At 73.2% G+C, this 17,746-nt stretch carries 19 protein-coding genes; 5 read left to right on the top strand and 14 right to left on the bottom strand.

Annotated elements, in window-relative coordinates:
* Positions 1 to 585: 585 nt before the first annotated feature.
* The 4 genes from ACWC9R_RS04030 to ACWC9R_RS04015 all read right to left on the bottom strand — a co-directional run bounded on the left by ACWC9R_RS04030 (position 586) and on the right by ACWC9R_RS04015 (position 3,932).
* Entirely contained in the window at positions 586 to 1,380 is a 795-nt protein-coding gene (locus ACWC9R_RS04030) for an ABC transporter permease (protein ID WP_450728813.1), read from the bottom strand.
* Positions 1,377 to 2,360 carry an ATP-binding cassette domain-containing protein gene (locus ACWC9R_RS04025; protein ID WP_450728811.1) on the bottom strand — a complete coding sequence of 328 codons (984 nt, stop codon included), beginning with the start codon at positions 2,358 to 2,360 and terminating at the stop codon, positions 1,377 to 1,379. The genes ACWC9R_RS04030 and ACWC9R_RS04025 overlap by 4 nt, the downstream gene beginning before the upstream one ends.
* 73 nt (positions 2,361 to 2,433) lie before the next feature.
* Complete coding sequence (locus ACWC9R_RS04020) at positions 2,434 to 3,270, bottom strand: DUF4097 family beta strand repeat-containing protein (protein WP_450728809.1); 837 nt, start codon at positions 3,268 to 3,270, stop codon at positions 2,434 to 2,436.
* Positions 3,271 to 3,395: 125 nt separating this feature from the next.
* Positions 3,396 to 3,932: a hypothetical protein gene (locus tag ACWC9R_RS04015; RefSeq protein ID WP_450728807.1), complete on the bottom strand. Its 537-nt coding sequence runs from the start codon at positions 3,930 to 3,932 to the stop codon at positions 3,396 to 3,398.
* A gap of 323 nt (positions 3,933 to 4,255) precedes the next feature.
* On the opposite strand from ACWC9R_RS04015, the gene ACWC9R_RS04010 reads away from it, so the two are divergent.
* Positions 4,256 to 5,788, top strand: coding sequence for a serine/threonine-protein kinase (locus ACWC9R_RS04010; protein ID WP_450728805.1), 1,533 nt, complete (start codon positions 4,256 to 4,258; stop codon positions 5,786 to 5,788).
* An 18-nt stretch (positions 5,789 to 5,806) separates the two neighbouring features.
* Here ACWC9R_RS04010 and ACWC9R_RS04005 read toward each other — a convergent pair whose 3' ends face one another.
* The 3 genes from ACWC9R_RS04005 to ACWC9R_RS03995 form a co-directional block, all read right to left on the bottom strand.
* Positions 5,807 to 7,321, bottom strand: a complete 1,515-nt coding sequence (locus ACWC9R_RS04005; protein ID WP_450728803.1) for an alpha/beta hydrolase — start codon at positions 7,319 to 7,321, stop codon at positions 5,807 to 5,809.
* Positions 7,322 to 7,409: 88 nt separating this feature from the next.
* Positions 7,410 to 8,150: a PP2C family protein-serine/threonine phosphatase gene (locus ACWC9R_RS04000; RefSeq protein ID WP_450728801.1), complete on the bottom strand. Its 741-nt coding sequence runs from the start codon at positions 8,148 to 8,150 to the stop codon at positions 7,410 to 7,412.
* A gap of 142 nt (positions 8,151 to 8,292) precedes the next feature.
* The gene (locus ACWC9R_RS03995) at positions 8,293 to 9,423 is read right to left on the bottom strand and encodes a site-2 protease family protein (protein WP_450728799.1); all 1,131 of its coding nucleotides are present in this window, start codon (positions 9,421 to 9,423) and stop codon (positions 8,293 to 8,295) included.
* A gap of 185 nt (positions 9,424 to 9,608) precedes the next feature.
* Between ACWC9R_RS03995 and ACWC9R_RS03990 the strand changes: the two genes are divergently transcribed.
* Together ACWC9R_RS03990 and ACWC9R_RS03985 are read left to right on the top strand one after the other, a co-directional pair.
* Complete coding sequence (locus ACWC9R_RS03990; protein WP_362600751.1) at positions 9,609 to 9,896, top strand: hypothetical protein; 288 nt, start codon at positions 9,609 to 9,611, stop codon at positions 9,894 to 9,896.
* A 257-nt stretch (positions 9,897 to 10,153) separates the two neighbouring features.
* Entirely contained in the window at positions 10,154 to 10,564 is a 411-nt protein-coding gene (locus ACWC9R_RS03985; RefSeq protein ID WP_362600748.1) for a hypothetical protein, read from the top strand.
* 194 nt (positions 10,565 to 10,758) lie between these two features.
* Here ACWC9R_RS03985 and ACWC9R_RS03980 read toward each other — a convergent pair whose 3' ends face one another.
* The gene (locus ACWC9R_RS03980) at positions 10,759 to 11,136 is read right to left on the bottom strand and encodes a hypothetical protein (RefSeq protein ID WP_362600883.1); all 378 of its coding nucleotides are present in this window, start codon (positions 11,134 to 11,136) and stop codon (positions 10,759 to 10,761) included.
* A gap of 167 nt (positions 11,137 to 11,303) precedes the next feature.
* Positions 11,304 to 11,927: a transglycosylase family protein gene (locus ACWC9R_RS03975; RefSeq protein WP_450728796.1), complete on the bottom strand. Its 624-nt coding sequence runs from the start codon at positions 11,925 to 11,927 to the stop codon at positions 11,304 to 11,306.
* A 329-nt stretch (positions 11,928 to 12,256) separates the two neighbouring features.
* Between ACWC9R_RS03975 and ACWC9R_RS03970 the strand changes: the two genes are divergently transcribed.
* Together ACWC9R_RS03970 and ACWC9R_RS03965 are read left to right on the top strand one after the other, a co-directional pair.
* On the top strand, positions 12,257 to 13,522 hold the full coding sequence (locus ACWC9R_RS03970) for a sensor histidine kinase (RefSeq protein ID WP_450728794.1): 1,266 nt from the start codon (positions 12,257 to 12,259) through the stop codon (positions 13,520 to 13,522).
* A 180-nt stretch (positions 13,523 to 13,702) separates the two neighbouring features.
* Positions 13,703 to 13,891 (top strand): DUF5708 family protein, encoded by a 189-nt coding sequence (locus ACWC9R_RS03965; protein WP_450728792.1) that lies wholly within the window; start codon positions 13,703 to 13,705, stop codon positions 13,889 to 13,891.
* Between the two features lie 449 nt (positions 13,892 to 14,340).
* On the opposite strand, the gene ACWC9R_RS03960 is transcribed toward ACWC9R_RS03965, so the two are convergent.
* The 5 genes from ACWC9R_RS03960 to ACWC9R_RS03940 all read right to left on the bottom strand — a co-directional run bounded on the left by ACWC9R_RS03960 (position 14,341) and on the right by ACWC9R_RS03940 (position 17,698).
* Positions 14,341 to 14,859, bottom strand: coding sequence for a DUF6344 domain-containing protein (locus tag ACWC9R_RS03960; protein WP_450728790.1), 519 nt, complete (start codon positions 14,857 to 14,859; stop codon positions 14,341 to 14,343).
* Positions 14,860 to 15,235: 376 nt separating this feature from the next.
* On the bottom strand, positions 15,236 to 15,661 hold the full coding sequence (locus ACWC9R_RS03955; RefSeq protein ID WP_450728788.1) for a DUF5994 family protein: 426 nt from the start codon (positions 15,659 to 15,661) through the stop codon (positions 15,236 to 15,238).
* Positions 15,658 to 16,644, bottom strand: coding sequence for an acyl-CoA desaturase (locus ACWC9R_RS03950; protein WP_450728786.1), 987 nt, complete (start codon positions 16,642 to 16,644; stop codon positions 15,658 to 15,660). Before ACWC9R_RS03950 ends, ACWC9R_RS03955 begins: the two co-directional genes overlap by 4 nt.
* Positions 16,641 to 16,871, bottom strand: coding sequence for a hypothetical protein (locus ACWC9R_RS03945; RefSeq protein ID WP_450728784.1), 231 nt, complete (start codon positions 16,869 to 16,871; stop codon positions 16,641 to 16,643). The genes ACWC9R_RS03950 and ACWC9R_RS03945 overlap by 4 nt, the downstream gene beginning before the upstream one ends.
* A 251-nt stretch (positions 16,872 to 17,122) precedes the next feature.
* Positions 17,123 to 17,698, bottom strand: a complete 576-nt coding sequence (locus ACWC9R_RS03940; RefSeq protein WP_450728782.1) for a TerD family protein — start codon at positions 17,696 to 17,698, stop codon at positions 17,123 to 17,125.
* Positions 17,699 to 17,746 lie beyond the last annotated feature (48 nt).

Raw genomic sequence — 17,746 nt, 5'->3', positions numbered from 1 at the left:
AGCTGGGCAGAGACAGGGTGAGGAGTTGGGCGGAGAGTTGGGTTACGGGCCCGGGTGATGGGCCCGGTGATGGGCCCAGGTGAGGTGCCGGGCAGGGCCCGGCGGAGTGCCAGGTGAGGTACCGGGCGGAGAGCCGGGCGAGGTACCGGGCGGAGAGCCGGGCGAGGCGCCGAGCGACCTGCCGGGCGGAGAGCCGCCCGATGCGCTGGTTCAAGTGCCGGGGCACTGGTTCAAGTGCCGGGGCCCTGGCGAGGGGCACGGTGCATGCGCGGTGAAGTGTGGGGTGCAGCACGGTGGTTGGGCACGGGGACGGGCGATGGGCGCCTGAGGCCCGTGCAAGAGGAGGCGTCGCGGTGGCTGCGCGACGGGCTCGCGACGGCTGCCGACGGCGCGTGCGCAGTGAAGTGGCCCGCGGAGCAGCGTGCGGGACTGCGGGGCTGCGGGGCTGCGGGGCTGCGGGGCGACCTCCCGGGGCGGCCCGGAATCGGCGCGCGGACCGGGACCGGCTGGCGGTCCGGGGAGCGGGCCCGTGCGGCGGGATCGACCCGTGGGCCGGCACCGGCCAGTGGTGCGGCCGACAGCCCGTCAGCGGGTGGCGCTGCGGTGGAAGGCCGTGCGTGCCCACAGGTAGCCGGCCAGGGTGAGGGCTATGCACCAGGCCACGGCGGCGGGCGCGCTGCTGCCTGCCCCGGTGCCCATCAGCAGGCTCCGCAGCGTCTCGATGACCGGGGTGAAGGGCTGGTACTCGGCGAACCAGCGCAGCCCGGTGGGCATGGACTCCGGCGGGACGATGGCGCTGCCGAGGAAGGGGAGGAACTGCATCGGCAGGGGAATGTTGCTGGCCGTCTCGGGGTTCTTGGCGACCAGGCCGATGGCGGCCGACAGCCAGGTCAGCGCCAGGGTGAGCAGGGTGAGCAGACCGGCGGCGGCGAGCCAGCCGAGCGGTGTGGTGTGCGGCCGGAAGCCCATGAGGAGCGCCACGCCGATGACGAGGGCGATGCTGACCAGTGTCTGGAGGACGCTGCCGACGACATGCCCGGTCAGGAAGGCCGCACGGGAGATCGCCATGGTGCGGAACCGGTTGACGATGCCTTCGGTCATGTCGACGCAGACGCCGACGGCGGTGACCAGGGAGCCGGAGGTCGCGGCCATGAGGATGATGCCGGGGGCGACGTAGTCGATGTAGTCGGGGCTGCGGCCGACGGCCGTCCCGCCGATGCCGGCCCCCAGGGCGCCGCCGAAGACGTAGGTGAAGAGCAGCAGCATCAGGACGGGCATCGCGACGACCGAGATCGTCATGGCGGGGTAGCGCAGCGCATGCTTCAGATTGCGCCGCAGCATCGTCCGGGCGTCGCGGGCGGCGTAGGCCATGGTGGTCATCGGGCGTTCTCCTTCGGGGAGTTGGCCTCGCTGGTGGACCTGTCGCGGCCGGTGAGGGTGAGGAAGACATCGTCGAGATCGGGGGTGTGCACCGTCAGTTCCTCGGCGCGGACCGACGCCCGGTCCAGGGTGTCGAGGACGGCGCGCACGGCGGTGACACTGCCGTCGCCGGGGACGCGCAGGGTGAGCGCTTCGCTGTCGTGTGCGGTGGCGTCGAAGAGGGCGGCGGCCGAGGAGTAGTGGGCCGGGTCGGCGAACCGGAGGCGGATATGACCGCCGGGAATCCGTCGCTTCAGCTCGTCCGCGGTGCCCTCGGCGACCAGCCGGCCGCCGTCCAGGACGGCGATGCGGTCGGCGAGTTGGTCGGCCTCGTCCAGGTACTGCGTGGTCAGGAAGATGGTGACGCCCTGGTCGGCGACCAGGCCGTGGATGATCTCCCACATGGTGCGCCGGCTACGGGGATCGAGGCCGGTGGTCGGCTCGTCGAGGAAGATGATGCGCGGGTCCCCGACCAGGGTCATCGCGAGGTCGAGCTTGCGGCGCATCCCGCCCGAGAAGGTGACGACGGGCTTGGCGGCGGCCTCGGTCAGCTCGAAGCGGCGCAGCAACTCGGTGGCCCGGCGGCGGCCTTCACTCCGGTCGAGGTGGTGCAGGTCCGCCATGAGGAGGAGGTTCTCCCGGGCGGTGAGCAGGTTGTCCACCGCGGCGAACTGGCCGGTGACGCCGATCGCGGTGCGTACGGCGTCGGCCTCGCGCACCAGGTCGTGGCCGGCGATCCGCGCCTGGCCGGCGGTGGCGGGGAGCAGGGTGGAGAGGATCTGCACGGTGGTGGTCTTGCCCGCGCCGTTGGGCCCGAGCAGGGCGAAGACGGTGCCTTCGGGGATGTGCAGGTCGATGCCGTCGAGCACCGCCTTGTCGCCGTAGGACTTGGTTAACCCGGTGGCGCTGATCGCCGCGGAGACGGCGGGCGCGGAAGTCATGATCATGACAGTCCCGTTCTGGTCCGGTGAGGTGAGGTGTGGGTCGTGGCCGGCCGCGAGCGGCCTGGCCGGGTCAGGAGCGGCGGATCAGGATGTCGCCGATGCTGGTGTGGGCGCGTACTTCGACGGTCTCGGTGCTGTCGCCGGGGCCGTCTGCTGCCCCGAGGTCGTTCTGCACCCGGCCGATGCCGGTGGCCACGTCCAGCCAGGCGGCGCTGGCCTCACGGATGCCGACCTCCAGGTCACCGGCGGCGGTCCGGAGCGTGACCTGGCCGCGGGCCACTTCGCCGATCCGGATGGCACCGTTGGCGGACTTGGCGTCGACTCCGGCGTGCGCGATGCCGACGGAGATGAGGCCGTTGGACGCGTTCGCCCGCAGGGCGCCGGTGACCTCGCCGATCAACGTGTCACCGTTGCCGTTCTTGACCAGTGCCGCACCCGCGATCCGGCCGGCGTCGATCCGGCCCGCGCCGATGAGTTCGGCGTCGCCCGACGCCTGCTCCAGCCGGATGTCGCCGTAGTCGGTCCGCAGGTTGACGGCCTCCGCCTCGTCGATCTGGATGTCGCCGAGCGAGGTCTTGAGACGGCACTCGCCGAGCCGGCCCGTGACGGTGAAGTCCGCCATGGGCGAGGTACCCAGGAGGTCCGAGCCGGCGGGCAGCTCGACGGTCACGTCCAGGGAGCCGGGCTTGCCGAAGAGGGAGCGCTTCCGGGGGCCTTTGACGAGCAGCTTGCCGCCGGAGCAGGTGACCTTGGTCTGCTGTGCGGCCCGCACATCCGCGTCCACGGTGGCGTCGCTCGGCAGCACCTCGACGACCGTGTCGGTGCGCTTGCTCGCGGTGATCCGGACGGAGCCGAGGTCGAGTTCGATGGTGGCGGAGAGCGGTTCGGGAGTGTCGAAAGCAGGCATGGCTGTGCCGTCCTCATGACTGGAGTGAGTTCCCGCCGGGCGGCGGGTGAGTGAAGGAAAAGAGTGACGAGTGGAGAGGTGACGAGCGGGGTGGCGGCGGCCCCGGTGGTGGCCGGCCGGCGGGGCTAGCGGACCCAGCCCGTGTAGCCCTGCTGGCCCCGGCGGGGGCCGCGGCCGGTGCTGCGGCTGGGGGCGCCCGGCTCCAGGGCGGTGGAGACGGCCCGCACCAGCCAGGCGTTGACCGAGAGGCCCTCCTGTCCCGCGGCCTCCTCGACCCGGGTCTTGAGAGGGGCGGGCAGGCGGAAGTTGATCCGTGCGGTGCCGCCCTCGTCGGTGTCCGAAGGAGCCGTGGGCACGGCGGCCCGGGGCTCGTTCGCCGCCGCCTCGGGCAACTCGTCCTGTCCGTAAGGGTCCTGGAGCGACGGCACGGTCACCACGAACTCGGGGTCGAGTCCGCGCAGCCGCAGATCGACCGATCCGGGCGCCAGGTCGCGGGTGATCTCGGTCATGGCGGAGGAGAGGGCGTTCAGCAGCGTGAGCCGGACGGCCGACTCCAGAGGGGTGGTGAGCCGCTCGGCCAGGGCGCGGGCTTCGTCTCCGCCCGCGTCCGCGGCGACCGCGAGCTCGTGTCGGAGGTTGTCGACGTAGGGCGTGAGGTCCATAACGCCATAGTGGCACCACTGTGGCGCCATGGCAAGTCACCATGGCGCATGAATGGCACCGGTGGCGCCATCGCGGCGTCACCGGAGGTGCCATTCCGGCACCCAGGCATCCGCCCGCGGCGGCCGGTGACGACGGCCGCGGCCGCCGCCCGGTGACGAACGGCGGCGGCTCCGGCGGCAGTTGCCGCCCCGCGGAGAAGCTCCGCCGGACCGCCCCGGCCCCGGGCGCCGACCGCGGGAAAGGCACCCCTCGGCGCGTTCGAATACGCGGGCTAAGGTGCTCCCGCAGGCTGTTCAACCGGTGCGGGGGAGGAGAACTCACGGTGTCCGATCTGGGACGGCTCGTGGCCGACCGGTACCGGCTGGTGGAGCGGGTCGGGCGGGGCGGCATGGGCACGGTGTGGCGGGCCGAGGACGAGCTGCTCGGGCGGCCGGTCGCCGTGAAGAAGCTGCTGGTGCCGCCGCATCTGAACGACGACGAGATCGAGACGCTCTACGAGCGCACCCGCCGCGAGGCCCGCAGCGCCGCCCGCATCACCCACCCCCATGTGATCGTGGTGCACGACGTCGTCGACGACGAGGGCCTGCCCTGCATCGTCATGGAGTACATCCCCTCGGTCACCCTGGGCGACCTCGTGAAGCGCGAGGGTGCGCTGCCGCCCGCCGAAGCGGCGCGGATCGGCCGCGGCATGGCCGCCGCTCTGCGCGCCGCACACGACGCCGGGGTGCTGCACCGGGACGTCAAGCCCGGCAACGTGCTGCTGGGGAACGACGGGCGGCTCGTCCTCACCGACTTCGGCATCGCCGTGCAGTCCGGCACGCCCTCCCTGACCCGGACCGGCGAACTGGTCGGGTCGATCCAGTACCTCGCGCCGGAACGCCTCCGCAGCAACATCGCCGAGCCCGGCCCGGCCTCCGACCTGTGGTCCCTCGGGGCGACGCTGTACCAGGCGGTCGAGGGGCGCCCCCCGTTCCAGCGGGACACCGCGATCGAGACCGCGTACGCCATCGTCACCGAGGAGTACCCGCCCCCGCGCCACGCCGGTGAGCTGGCCCCGGTGATCGAGGGGCTGCTGAGGAAGGAACCCGGGGAGCGCCTGGCCGCCCACGAGGCCGAGCGTCTGCTGAGCGGCCAGGAGGTGTCCGTCACCAGGGCCGTTCCGGTCGAACAGCCCACCCGGCCGCACCCCGAAGAGGTCCCCGCGGTCCCCGCCAGGAAGGGCCGGCGCGGCCGCCGTGCCGCCCTGTGGAGTGCCGCGGTGACCGCGGTCGCCGCCTCCGTGGCCGGTGGGGTGCTGCTGTGGCCCTGGGGCGGCGCCGGTGCGACGGCCCCCCGCCCGTCCGGGTCGTCCCAGGCCTCCGGCCCGTCGAGCCCCCCACCCTCCTCGCCGCCGCCGCTGCCCTCCGGATACGTCTTCCAGAAGCCGGGACACGGCGTCTCCCTCCCCGTGCCGAAGGGCTGGAAGCTGTCGCATCCGCCCGGCGGTGACATCGCCTATGTGCACCCGCTCCAACGGGTGGGCCTGCGGGTCAACATCGTCCAGTTCGCCGGCGCGTCCGACCCGGTCCGGCACTGGCGGGAGACCGAAGAGGACCAGACGCGCCGGGAAAACCCGGGCTACGAGCGGGTCAGGATGGACCCCACGACGTTCCGGGGACGGCCCGCGGGCTACTGGGAGTTCACCTTCGACGGATCGGCACGGGAGTTCCGGGCGGTGGAGGTGGCCTTCAGCGGCTCCGACGGCACGCAGTACGTGGTCTACCTGTCCGCGCCCAACGCGGAGTGGACCAAGTACCGCCCGGTCTTCGACACCGCCCTCAAGGGAATCCGGCTCCGGTCCGAGGGATCGTCCTGACCGCTGCCCGGACCGTGCTCATCCGGCGCACTCGGTGTCCGTCCGCGGCCGCCGGCCCGTCGTCAGGAAGGTGCTGACGGTGCGGTCGCCGCAGGCGGTGCCGTTGTCCAGGTAGGCACGGTGGCCGCCGTGGCCGCTTTGGTCGAGCGTGAGCAGCCGGGCCCGGTCACCGAGGGCCCGGCGCATCTTCAGCGCGCCGGCGTACGGCGTGTAGGGGTCCCGGCGGTTCTGGACCATCAGGATGTTGGACGGGCCGTCGGCGGTGATCCGGGTGGGCCGCTCCGCCGGTGCCTTCCAGAAGGCGCACGGCGTGATGTTGACCGGCATCCCGGCCGTCAGCGGGTGCCGGGCGCGGTCGGCGGCCACCGCGCGCCGGTGGGCGGGCACCGACGCCGCCGGCCAGCGCACGTCGTTGCAGATGGTCGCCATCGTGACCGCCGCGTCCTCGTCCGGCATCGGCCCGGCGAGGGCGTCGGGCAGCACCGGCACGGCGGCCGGGTCCTGGGCCTGCCGGACGAGACGGCCCAGCCCGGCGAAGAGACCGTCGCTCTGCAGGGCGTTCTGGAGCGCCTGCCGCAGCCGGTTGCCGGTCAGCGGGACGCCCGGCGTGGTGGTGTCCTTGGGCGCACGGTCCAGCTTCGCCGCCAGGGCGAGGAACAGCGGCCGGACGTCCTCGGGCCGCCGCGCCAGCCGCAGCCCCTCGTGCTCCCGTGCCGGATCGGCGGCCCAGGCCGCGAAGTCGGGGAACCGGTCGTCCGCACCCACCGCCATGTTCGCCAGCCACCCGCGCGCCACCCGGGACGGATCGGGGTCGTCGATGCTGTCCAGGACCCAGCGGTCGGTGTGCCGGGGGTACTTCTGCGCGTACACCGCCCCGACGTACGTCCCGTACGAGGACGCCCAGGCGGAGAGCTTCTCCTCGCCCAGGGCCCGGCGGAGGCGGTCGATGTCGCGCACCTCGTTCGCGGTGGTGAGGCTGCGCAGCACGGCCCCGCCGTTGTGGCGGCAGGCCTCGGCGATGCGCCGGGCGCGGGCGGCGTTCCCGCCGATCCCGCCGTCCGGCGCCGGCCAGGACCGGAAGGTCACCAGATGCCGGTCGCCGGGGTCGAGAGCGCAGCCCGTCCGCGTGCTCCCGCCCACCCCGCGGGGATCGAAGCTGACCAGGTCGTAGGTCCCGGCCAGCGCCTTCTGCAGCGCCCGGCCCTTCGTCTCCAGCCGTCTCACCCCGGACCCGCCCGGCCCGCCGGGGATCACCAGCAGCGTCCCCCGCCGGGCCGCGGGCCGCTCGCTGCGCACCCGGGTCACGGCGAGGGTGAGCTGCGGGCCGTCCGGGTCGCGGTAGTCGAGGGGTACGGGCAGTTGGGCGCACTCCTGACCGGTGGGGCCGCCGGGTTGGGCGCAGGGCCGCCAGGTGAGGGCGGGCCCCTGGGTGCCGGGGGCTTCGGCGCGGGCCACCGGGGCGGCTGTCAGGGTGGCCGCGACGGTGGCGGCGGAGAGCGCGAGGAGCAGGGCGCGAGGGGCGTAAGTCGTCATGGAGCAAGGGTGGTTGAGCGGTTCCCCGCCGCCCATCCGGCAGTCCTCACAGATGGGGTGGGGTTAGCCCCAGGCCCGCTCCCCCGCCCTACTCGCCGACGACGATCAGCGCCAGCGTGATGTTGTCGGGGCCGCCCGCCTCGATGGCCGACTTCCACAGTTCGAAGGCGGCCCGGCCGCCGGTGTGAAGTTGCAGCAGGTCGTTGAGGGCGTCCTCCGGGACGGGGTCGGTCAGCCCGTCGGTGCACACCAGGTAGCGGTCGCCCGCGGACAGCGGTGCCTCGCTGACATGCGGGGTGACGGCGGTGAACTCCGGGGTGCCGCCGAGCGCCTGGGTGACGAGCGAGGTGGTGCGACGCCCCGGGGACAGCGGCGGGCTGTCGTCGACGCTCACCTGGCGCAGACCGTCCGTCGTGGCATCGAGGACCCGGCTGTCGCCGACGTTGAACACCAGCAGGGACTCCGCCAGGACGACGGCACCGGCGACCGTGGTTCCCATGGTGCTCAGCTCCGGGTTCTGGCCCGCGGCCGCGTACACCGCGTCGTTGCAGAGGCTGAGGGCGTCACGGACGGCGTCCGCGGAGTCCAGCGTCGGGCCCAGCGCCGCCAGTTGCCGCACGGCCAGCGCGCTGGCCACATCGCCGGCCGGCTGTCCGCCGATGCCGTCGGCGACCGCGACGACGAGCGGGGTGCCGAGCGGGAACGCCAGGGTCTGCGGGTTCTCGGTCATGGTGCCGCAGAGCGTCCAGGGGCCGGCCACCAGGCTGTCCTCGTTGTGGTCGCGGAGCAGCCCGGGGTGGCTCAGCGCGGTCACGGTGACGTACTCCATTACCCCTGTCCCGTCCGGGCCTCCGCTCCGGCAGGCCCCGTATCCCCCGGGGGCGTTCCGTACCACCATTGTGGGCGCCGACGGGCCGCCGCGCGCGCCCGCCGCGTCACCCCGGGAGCCCCGGGAGCCCCGGGAGCCCCGGTCAGCCGCTCCCCGTGCCGCCCAGGGTGTCGCGCCGCATCAGCCGGGAGATGTCGTTGCCGGTGACGATCCCGACCAGGTGCCCGGAGTCCACGACGAGGATGCGGGCGCCGGTCCGCAGGCTGAGCTTGTCCAGCGCCTCGGTCAGCAGCTCGTCGGGGGCGGCGACCGCGCACTGGGACAGCGGGGTCGCGACCTCCCGCACCCGCAGCGTCTCCCGGCTCGCGGCCGGAACCGTCGCGAGCCGGCGCAGCTGCACCAGGCCGCTGGGGCGGCCCTCGAAGTCGAGCAGCGGCAGCGCGGAGTGCCGGGAGTGCACGGCCACCTCGTCGATGAAGCGCTGGACGGTCAGCCAGTCGGCTCCGGTGTCCACCGGGCCGGTCATCGCCTCGCCGGCCCGGATGCCCCGCAGCGCCCGGTGCAGGCCCGCACGGCGCCGCTCCGCACCGGCGACGATCATGATGAAGAGGCCGACGAAGACGATCCACAGCCCGCCCGGCGCCCCGCGCAGCACGGAGATCCAGCCCGCGGCCACCAGCAGCACCCCCATGACCTGGCCGCCCCGGGAGGCCGCCAGGTCCGCCCGCTCCCGGTCCCCCGTGCGCCACCACAGCACCGCCTGCACCACCCGGCCACCGTCCAGCGGCACGGCGGGCAGCAGGTTGAACACCCCCAGGAACAGATTCGCCCAGCCCACCCAGGCCAGCACGACCGAGGGCACCGCCCACCCGGACAGCCCGTGCAGCCCGATCCCGGCCCCCAGCACGACCCCGCCGACGACCAGGCTGGCCAGCGGCCCGCTGACGGCAACCGCGAAGGCCGCCCGCGCGGTCGGCGGCCGTCCCATCCGGGTCGTCCCGCCCAGCGCCCAGAGCGTCACGTCCTGCACCGAGATCTGCCTCCGCTGGGCGGTCGCGGCGTGTGCCGTCTCGTGCAGCAGCAGGCTTCCCATGAGCAGCACCGCGCCCACCACACCGGCCAGCGCGTACACGGCGTCCGAGCGCCCCGGCGTCCACACCGGCAGGCCCTGCCGGCCGAGCCCGTACGCGAACAGGGCCACCAGCAGCGGCACGCTCCAGTGCATACGCAGCGGTACCCCGACCACCTGTCCGACGCGGACCGAGCCGTTCATCGCCGTCTCCTGCCGGCCCGGCGCCCGGTCCTCCCGGGCAGGTCTCGCCGACCCGCGCTCCGTGAACCTGGCCGCCCGGCACCCACCACAATTGTCGCTCGCGGAACCTACGCTGGAAGAACGGACCGGCACGCGGCGGGTACGGACCGCGCCGCCGGTCGCGACCGAGCAGCCGGAGGTGCGTCATGGGGCAGAGCCACCACTTCCATCTGGACCAGGGTGACCACTCGATCACGGTGAACGTCGGGCCCGGCCGGTCCGGCGAGATCGAGCTCCTGGTCGACGGCAAGGTCGTCGCCTACCAGAAGGAACACAGCGCCGGGATGAACGTGCTGACCGGCGAACTCCCCGAGGAGCCCGCCCACCCCTTCCGCATCCTGCTGCGCCAGCCGCATCTGGTCCCCTCCATGCCCCGGTGCACGCTGGAGCTGGACGGTGTCGAGCAGCCCATGCCGGAGCGGCTGGTGATCTGAGCCCGGTGCGCCGGCCGCCGGATGCCCCCGCGCCCGGCGGCCCGCCCCGCCGCGGTCCGCCCGCCCCGGACCGCCGCCGGCACCCTCTGCCTGCCCGCACCCGGCCGGCCGTCGCGCGAAAGCCCCATGACGTGTTGGGCCACCCGGCTGATTGTGGCCGCCGGGGGTTTTGCTCCTCGCGGGTTGAACACCGTCGCGGGCCGACCGCGGCAGGACGATACGTCTGGCATCCGCAGGACGACGAGGCGAGGAGCGACGTGAGAAGAATTGCGCAGGCGGGAAGCATCGTCGGGGCGTGCGGGCTGGTGCTGCTCGGCAGCGGTGTCGCCCAGGCCCAGGTGATCCCCGGCGATTCGCTGCTCGCAGCCGCCGTGGGCGCCGACGTCGGCACCGTGGCGGGCATGGTCTCCGGAGTGGTCTGCAACAACCGCCTCGCCGACTTCAACTACAAGTCGCCGGTGTTCCGGTCGCCGCACCCCTGCATCAACGGTCCGGTGCGCAGCGGCAACAGCCTGAACAGCGGCAACTTCCTGAACCACGGCAACCCGAACAACAGCGGCAACATCGCCAACACCAACGGGTCGACCAACAGCGCCAACGCCACGACCGGCGCCTCCTCGGGCAGCGCGAACAGCGTGCAGCGCATCCTGGGAGGCCTCCTGCGCTGATACGGCCCGACCCCTGGACGGCTGCCGGCCCATGGCCGCTACCTCAGCCGTTCCCCGAGCGCCCGGCGGACTCCGCCGGGCGCTCTCCGTTTCCCGCACGCCGCATGCCGCGCGGCTCCCGGCCCACCGCACCGGCCGGACACGCCTCCGGCCCCGGGAGCGCGCCGGGGCCGGAGGGACGGATCAGCGTCGGGTCACAGCTTCTGCCGGCCGCCGCGGCCGATGTGCTGCAGGTTGTTGCTGGTCTTGTTCTCGGCTCCGGTGGTGCCGCCCGCGTCGTCGTTGGTGTTGCCGTTGACGTTGGTCGGGCTACCGCTGTTGCTGTTGTTGCCGGACAGGTGGACGTTCTGCGAGTTCCGGACGTTTCCGCTGTTCAGCGGCCCGTTGATGCAGATCCTGGCCCGGTGGCGGCAGGTGAATCCGGCGTGGAAGCTGGCGATGGTGTCGCTGTTCCACACCCCGTCCCCGTCGAACGGCCCGTCCCAGGCCTGCGCGGGTGTGGCCCCGCCGACGGCCAGGAGCAGACCGCAAGCCCCTGCGATCACAACATTGATGCGTGCCATGTTCTTCACTGTGTGCTCCTGCACGTCGCGGTTGGTACCCGCGGTCTTGCTACCGGCCGTGCCCCCATCCACCAAGCGTGCGCAACGGCCCGTCCCCCGCATTCACTCGCACCGATCAGCGGATTCACCGTGTCGGCCCTCCCCGGCACCCCTGGCGGCGGGGTCCGGCGCCGGTCTCACCCCCGCAGCCGCAGCCGCTGCCCCGGGTAGATGTGGTCCGGCCCCTGGTCGAGGGTGTCCTTGTTCAGGTCGTACAGCGCCTTGGTGCCGCCCGGGGCGTGGGTGCGCTGGGCGATGACGGAGAGACAGTCGCCGGGCTGCACCACATAGCTGCGGGCGGTGGCGTGGCCCTGGGCGCTGAGACCCCGGGTCCTGGGGGCCGCTCGCGGGGCCGGATCGTCCGGCGTGCTCCGGTCCGCGGCACGGGCCGAGCTGTCGTCGCCGCCGGTGGTCCGGGCGCAGTTGGGCCAGGCGGACAGCCCGCGGTCCCGGACGATGCGCTCGCCGATGGCGATCTGCTCGTCGCGGGTGGCCAGGTCGGCGCGCGGGGCGTAGCGACGGCCTCCGTAGGCGCGCCAGGTGGCGGGGTCGATCTGCAGCCCGCCGTGGTAGCCGTTGCCGGTGTTGATGTGCCAGCGGCCGTTGCTCTCGCAGGCGGCGATGCGCTCCCAGTCCGGCACCGGGCCGGCGGACGAGCCGGCCGCCGCGGCACTCGGGCCGGCCGTGCCCAGCACACCCAGCACGACCAGCAGCACGGACAGCAGCATTTCGACGGACCGTTTGGCGAGGGGCGACGGCATGACGGCATTCCTCCGCTGTGCTCCGGCAACGCCGTGACGCGCTACTCGCCACGACCGGTGGGCACGCACCAACTAACCCGGCAATATGGTTTACCCGGTGTCCGGGAGCCGCGACATGCGGGGGTTTCACCCGGGTGGGCCCAGGAACTCCGGTGCGCACGGCGGGGAAACCCACCGCGGTGCGCCACGGCGCCGGGAACGGGCCGTCGCTGACGGGGAGTCCTCCCTTCCGCCGAGGCCCGGCTACATCCTTCGATGTAGGGGAGACCGCCCCGAATTCGGGCCCCCGGGGCAGGAGTCCGGGCCACCGGCCGACGTACCGTCCTTGTGTGTGGTCACGCCTTCTCCCCCGTACGCACGCGCGCCGCGCCCCCCTGCCGCTCCGGGACCTCAGACTCGCCGTCGGCTTCCTCGCCGGCTGCCTGATCCTCTACGTCGTGGGCGGGCCGCCGGTCATGGGCGGCGACGTCCCCCTCTGGCAGGCCGTGCTGCCGGTGCTCGTGGTGTGCACCGCGACCGCCTTCCGCAGCACCCTGCCGGTGGCCGCGCTCGTCGTCGGCACCCTCACCGTCGCCGTGCAGATGACCGCCGACGGTGCCCTGGCCCCCCTCTTCGTCTTCACGGACCTGCTCTACGCGGCGGCCCTGTACGGAGCGCCGTGGCTGTGCCGGGTGCTGCAGTTCGGGAGTGTGGCGGTCACGCTGGTGACCACCGTCGCCCTGGTCGTCCTCGACAACCGCGCCCAGGGCGTGACGACCGGTGTCATCATCGCGGTGCTGCTCGTCTCTCCCGTATGGACGGCGGTGCTGATCCGGAACCACAAGGAGCGGGCGGACGCCGAGCGGCAGCGCGCCGCGCAGATCGACCGGCTGGCCGAGCTGGACCGCAAGACCGCCCTCCAGACCGAACGCACCCGGATGGCCCGTGAGCTGCACGATCTGGTGGCCAACCACCTCAGCGCCATCGCCATCCACTCCAGCGCCGTGCTCTCCCTGACCGAGGCCCGGCAGGGGAAGGACGGTGCGCCCGAGGACGATCCGGTGCGGCAGGCGCTCTCGGTCATCCGGGAGAACAGCGTGCAGGGGCTGGCCGAGATGCGCCGGATGGTGGTGCTGCTGCGGTCCGACCGGGGGGAGGCCGACGACTGGGACCGGCCGCAGCTGAACGCGCTGGAAGCGCTGGTCGAACAGGCCCGCCCGGCCGCCGACGCGGCGGCGCTGACCCTGCACACCGCGTTCCCCGAGCGGTTCCCCGAGGTGACGTCGGTGATCGAGGTGACGGCCTACCGGATCGTGCAGGAGGCCCTCACCAACGTCCTCAAGCACGCCTCGGCGGGGCAGGTGCAGATCCGCTGCGAGACCGGCGGCGGGCAGCTGACCCTCTCGGTGGACAGCCCGCTGGCCCGCCCCGACGGCCGGGCGGGGCAGCGCCCCCTGGAGCAGCTGATCACCGGTGCGGGCACCGGGCTCACCGGGATGTCCGAGCGGGCCGCCCTGGTCGGCGGCAGCCTCGACGCGGGCCCGGACCCCACCACCCCGGGACGCTGGCGGGTACGGGCGGTGCTCCCGCTGCCCCGGAACGGCAGTACGGGATAACCCCGCGGGGACGCAGGCGAACGCTCCGGGCGCGCGGCCGCGGACCCGGGCGGGAGTACAGAGAAAGTGGCAGACCGCGGGCGGAAAGTGCCTACCTGCGGATGATCCACCGGTGCCGGGCGGACGGAATCCTGGTCCGTACAACGACTCCGGCACCATCACACGGAACGAGGGAATCCCATGAAGGGCGTTGTCTTAGGAATTGTTCTGGCACTCGTCGGCCTGGTCCTCTGGCTGACCACGAAAGAAGTGGAAACCCCGGTCGTCTCGCTGCACAAGGCCGGACTGGTAATGGCGATCGTCGGCGCCGCGGAGACCTTGTTCGCGCTGCTGGGGCTCGGTAAGAAGGCTAAGAAACAACGCGCATGACGCGGCGAAAGCCGATACGCCGCTGCTGCGCCACTGGTATGTCGGGGCACTCGGGCCGGTGGTTCTGCGGTGCTGGAAAAGGTGACGGAAAGGGTGACGGCAAGAGTGCCGGAGAAGGTGCCTGAAGGGGTCACCGCCGGCGCCGCCGTGACTGCCGCGAACTGCCGCGCTCACCGCGACTGCCGCGCTCACCGCGACTGCCGGGCTCACCGTCGTTGCCGGGCTCGCCGCCGTTGCGGGGCTCGCCGCAATCGCCGGTCCCGCCCAACTGCTGCGTCTGCACCGTCTGTTGCTGTGTCGTCTGTCGCTGTGCCGGGCCGCCCGTCGCTGCGGGCCGGTGTCCGTCCCGGCGCCTTCGAGGGTTCATCGCCGCGTACGGTGCACGTCCGTGCCGGCGCGCGGACCAGGTGCGCCGCGCATGCCTCAAACCGTGTGTGCGGCGGCCCGGTTCAGACGTAGCGGGCGGTGTGCGCGCGGTTGCGGGCCGCCGGAATGGCCGCGGAGCGGGCGTCCGCCGCGTCCTGGCCGGCGGCCGGCGCGGTCCCGGCGGGAGGGGTGTGACCGGCGTCGGTCACCGCGTCGGAGCCGACGGCGAGGCGGCTGCGCATGCCCGGCGAGGTGCCGTGGGCCTCGGCGCTGATGCGCTGCTTGATCGTGGGCGGCAACTCAGGGCGGGGGGACCTCCGCCGGGCGGGGCCGGCCTGGCCGTGGAGCGGGACGGTGCGCGGTGCGGGAATGGCACGGGTGTCCGGTTGTGGATCGTGGTCCGGCGCGGCGCCGCGTCCTGGCTCCGGGGCGTGCCCGCCCGGTGCCTCGGTGCCCGCGTTCTCCTTGCCCAGGGTCCGCTCGTACAGTGCGGCGTCCCGGCGGGCGGCCGACGCCGTCGCGGAGACACCCAGCGATGCCAGCAGCTTGCCGAGGACGGCAAGGCACACCGCCCAGAACTTCATGACCTTGGTCGCAGCCATGGCCCCTCACTTTCGGTCGGGATCTCCCCGAGAGATCCGCTCCGTCTGCTTCGTCGTGCTTCCTCTGTCGCTTCGCCGCAGTCGCGCCGCTTCCGGTGCACCACTGGGATGGCGCCGCTTCTGTTGCGTTTTCTTATGATGAGTACGTAATGGGCGGATTCACGTACCGACGCCCCCGGAGCGGCGTTCTTCGGATGAACACCACTCGTACGCAGTAGCCGAGACCGCCGGGGACCGGTCGCGGGCCGGCCGCGCCCCCGGTCGGCCGATCAGTAGATGCCGTTCCGGGGGTGCTGGGCGAGGTGCCGTCGGGTCCCCGGCACGGGCCGGGCGAAGCGGCCCGCGCCACGGGCGGGATCTGCCGCGTCTGCCCTGGTCAGGCCGGTGTCGGCTCCCCTTTGCTGGCCATCTCCGCCATCATGCGGACGGCCTCGGGCTCGGGGGTGCCGGGCGGGATGAGCAGGAGGTCCCAGCGGCCGTGGCCGGCGGAGACCAGGCAGAGGGTGTCCGGGCCGGGGCGACCGGTGGTTCTGCGCAGGCGGACGACATGGCCGGCGACGAGGGTGTGGGAGGGGAGGGCGGCCCACACCGCGCCGTTCACCGTGGCGTGGGTGATCCGGGGCCAGTCGAAGGGCAACGCGGCCAGCAGCTCCGGGAGTTCGGCCAGCAGGTCGGTCGAGTGCGGCCACCAGAGGCCGTTCAGATGCCGGGCCGTCTCGGTGTGGGGGGCGATGGCCAGACGGGCGACGGGCGGCGGCGCGGGGTGCCGGCCGGGGTGGGGAGGGTCCCCGGGGGTGGTCATGCGGTGCTCCTCAGGCGGCGGGCCGCGAACCGTTCGGGGTCGGGCCAGCGCACGTCCCGGACCCAGCCGAGGCGTTCGAAGAGGCGGATGACGGCGGCGGACACATCGAGCTGGCCGCGGTCGACACCGTGCCGGGCACAGGTCGGGTCGGCGTGATGGGTGTTGTGCCAGCTCTCGCCGAACGACAGCAGGGCCAGCGGCCACAGATTGGTCGCCCGGTCGTGGCGCCGGGTACGGAAGGGCCGGTCACCGATGAGGTGGCAGAGGGAGTTGACGCTCCAGGTGACGTGGTGCAGCAGCGCGATCCGGATGAACCCCGCCCACAGCAGGGCGGTCAGCGCGGTGACCCAGGAGCCGCCGAGCACCCAGCCCAGCGCGAACGGCAGGCCGAGCGTGAGCAGACACAGCAGGGGAAAGGCCCGGTCCACCGCGCGGATACCCCGGTCGGCGAGCAGGTCGGGCGCGAAGCGGCGGTGCGAGGTGGGGTCGTCGCCGAAGAGCCAGCCGATGTGCGAGTGGACGAGGCCGCGCAGCTGGCCGCGCAGGCTGGTGCCGTAGCGGTAGGGGGAGTGCGGGTCGCCGGGGCGGTCCGTATAGGCGTGGTGGCGGCGGTGGGTGGCGACCCAGTCGATGACATCGCCCTGGAAGCTGAGCGACCCGGCGACGGCGAGCGCGACCCGCAGCACGGGGGTGGCCGTGTAACTGCCGTGGGTGAGGCCGCGGTGGAAGCCGACGGTGACGCCCAGGCCGCTGATGACGTAGAAGACGGCCAGCAGCACGAGGTCGGTGGTGCCGACGACGCTGCCCCACAGGAGGGGGATGCCGACGGCCAGGCCGACGAACGGGGCGACGACGATGATGCCGGTCACCGTGACGTACATCCGCCGGCCGCTGCTCGGCGGGGCGGCGGTGCCGTCGTCGGGGAACGGGGCGGCCCCGTCGTAGTCCCGGGCCGACGGGACGGAGCGGGCGGTCGACGTCACCGGTCGTTTCCCGCCGCGCCGGGAGGTGGCGGCGGTCCGGCCGCCGGGGTCTCGGGGTGGGCCTCGCCCTGGGGCCGCTTGTCCCTACGGTGGCGTACGGACTCCCTCCAGTCCGCGTACCGGTGGGTGGGCATCCGCCCGGTCTGCTGGGCGTTGACCCGGGCGATGAACAGGGCCCCCAGCGCCACCAGCGCCAGCAGCACGACCACGGTCCACAGAGTCTGCATGGTGTTCACCTCACTCGGGCGGGCCGCGGTGGCGGACGCGCCCGGTGTTGTGGTCCCCGAGTCCCTTGGTGTCTTCACGGTACCCCGCACCGGCCCGGCACATCCCTCTATGGGCGGTTATGTACCGTTCACCTGGGGTCAGGCCGCTGTGACCAGGCCTTTTCTACGAGGCTGTAGACGGTGACGGCCGTGCTCGCCCCCGTGACGGCCGGGGAGGGCGGCGGCCGCCCTCCCCGCCCGGAGGGCCGGTCTCAGACATTGACGCCGAAGTCGGCCGCGATGCCCGCCAGGCCGGAGGCATAGCCCTGGCCCACCGCGCGGAACTTCCACTCCGGGCCGTGCCGGTAGAGCTCGCCGAAGACCATCGCGGTCTCGGCCGAGGCGTCCTCGCTCAGGTCGTAGCGGGCCAGCTCCACCCCGTCCGCCTGGTTGACGACGCGGATGAACGCGTTGCGGACCTGTCCGAAACTCTGCCCCCGGCCCTCCGCCTCATGGATGGAAACCGGAAAGACGATCTTCGCGATCTCGGCGGGCACTCCCGACAGCGTGACCTCCAGGGACTCGTCGTCGCCCTCGCCCTCGCCGGTCAGGTTGTCGCCGGTGTGCCGCACCGAACCGTCGGGGCTGGTCAGGTTGTTGTAGAAGACGAAGTGCGCGTCCGAGGCGACCTTGCCCGCCTCGGTGCACAGCAGCGCGCTGGCGTCCAGGTCGTAGTCCGCGCCCGTGGTCGTGCGCACGTCCCAGCCGAGCCCGACGGTGACGGCGGTCAGTCCGGGTGCTTCCTTCGACAAGGAGACGTTGCCGCCCTTGCCCAGCGAGACTCCCATGGCTTCCTCCAGGTGTTGCCTGCGTTCCGGGTCAGCCTCAAAATCTAC

It is taken from the genome of Streptomyces sp. NPDC001219 (genome assembly GCF_053597915.1).
This window is presented reverse-complemented; position numbering and strand designations above follow the sequence as displayed.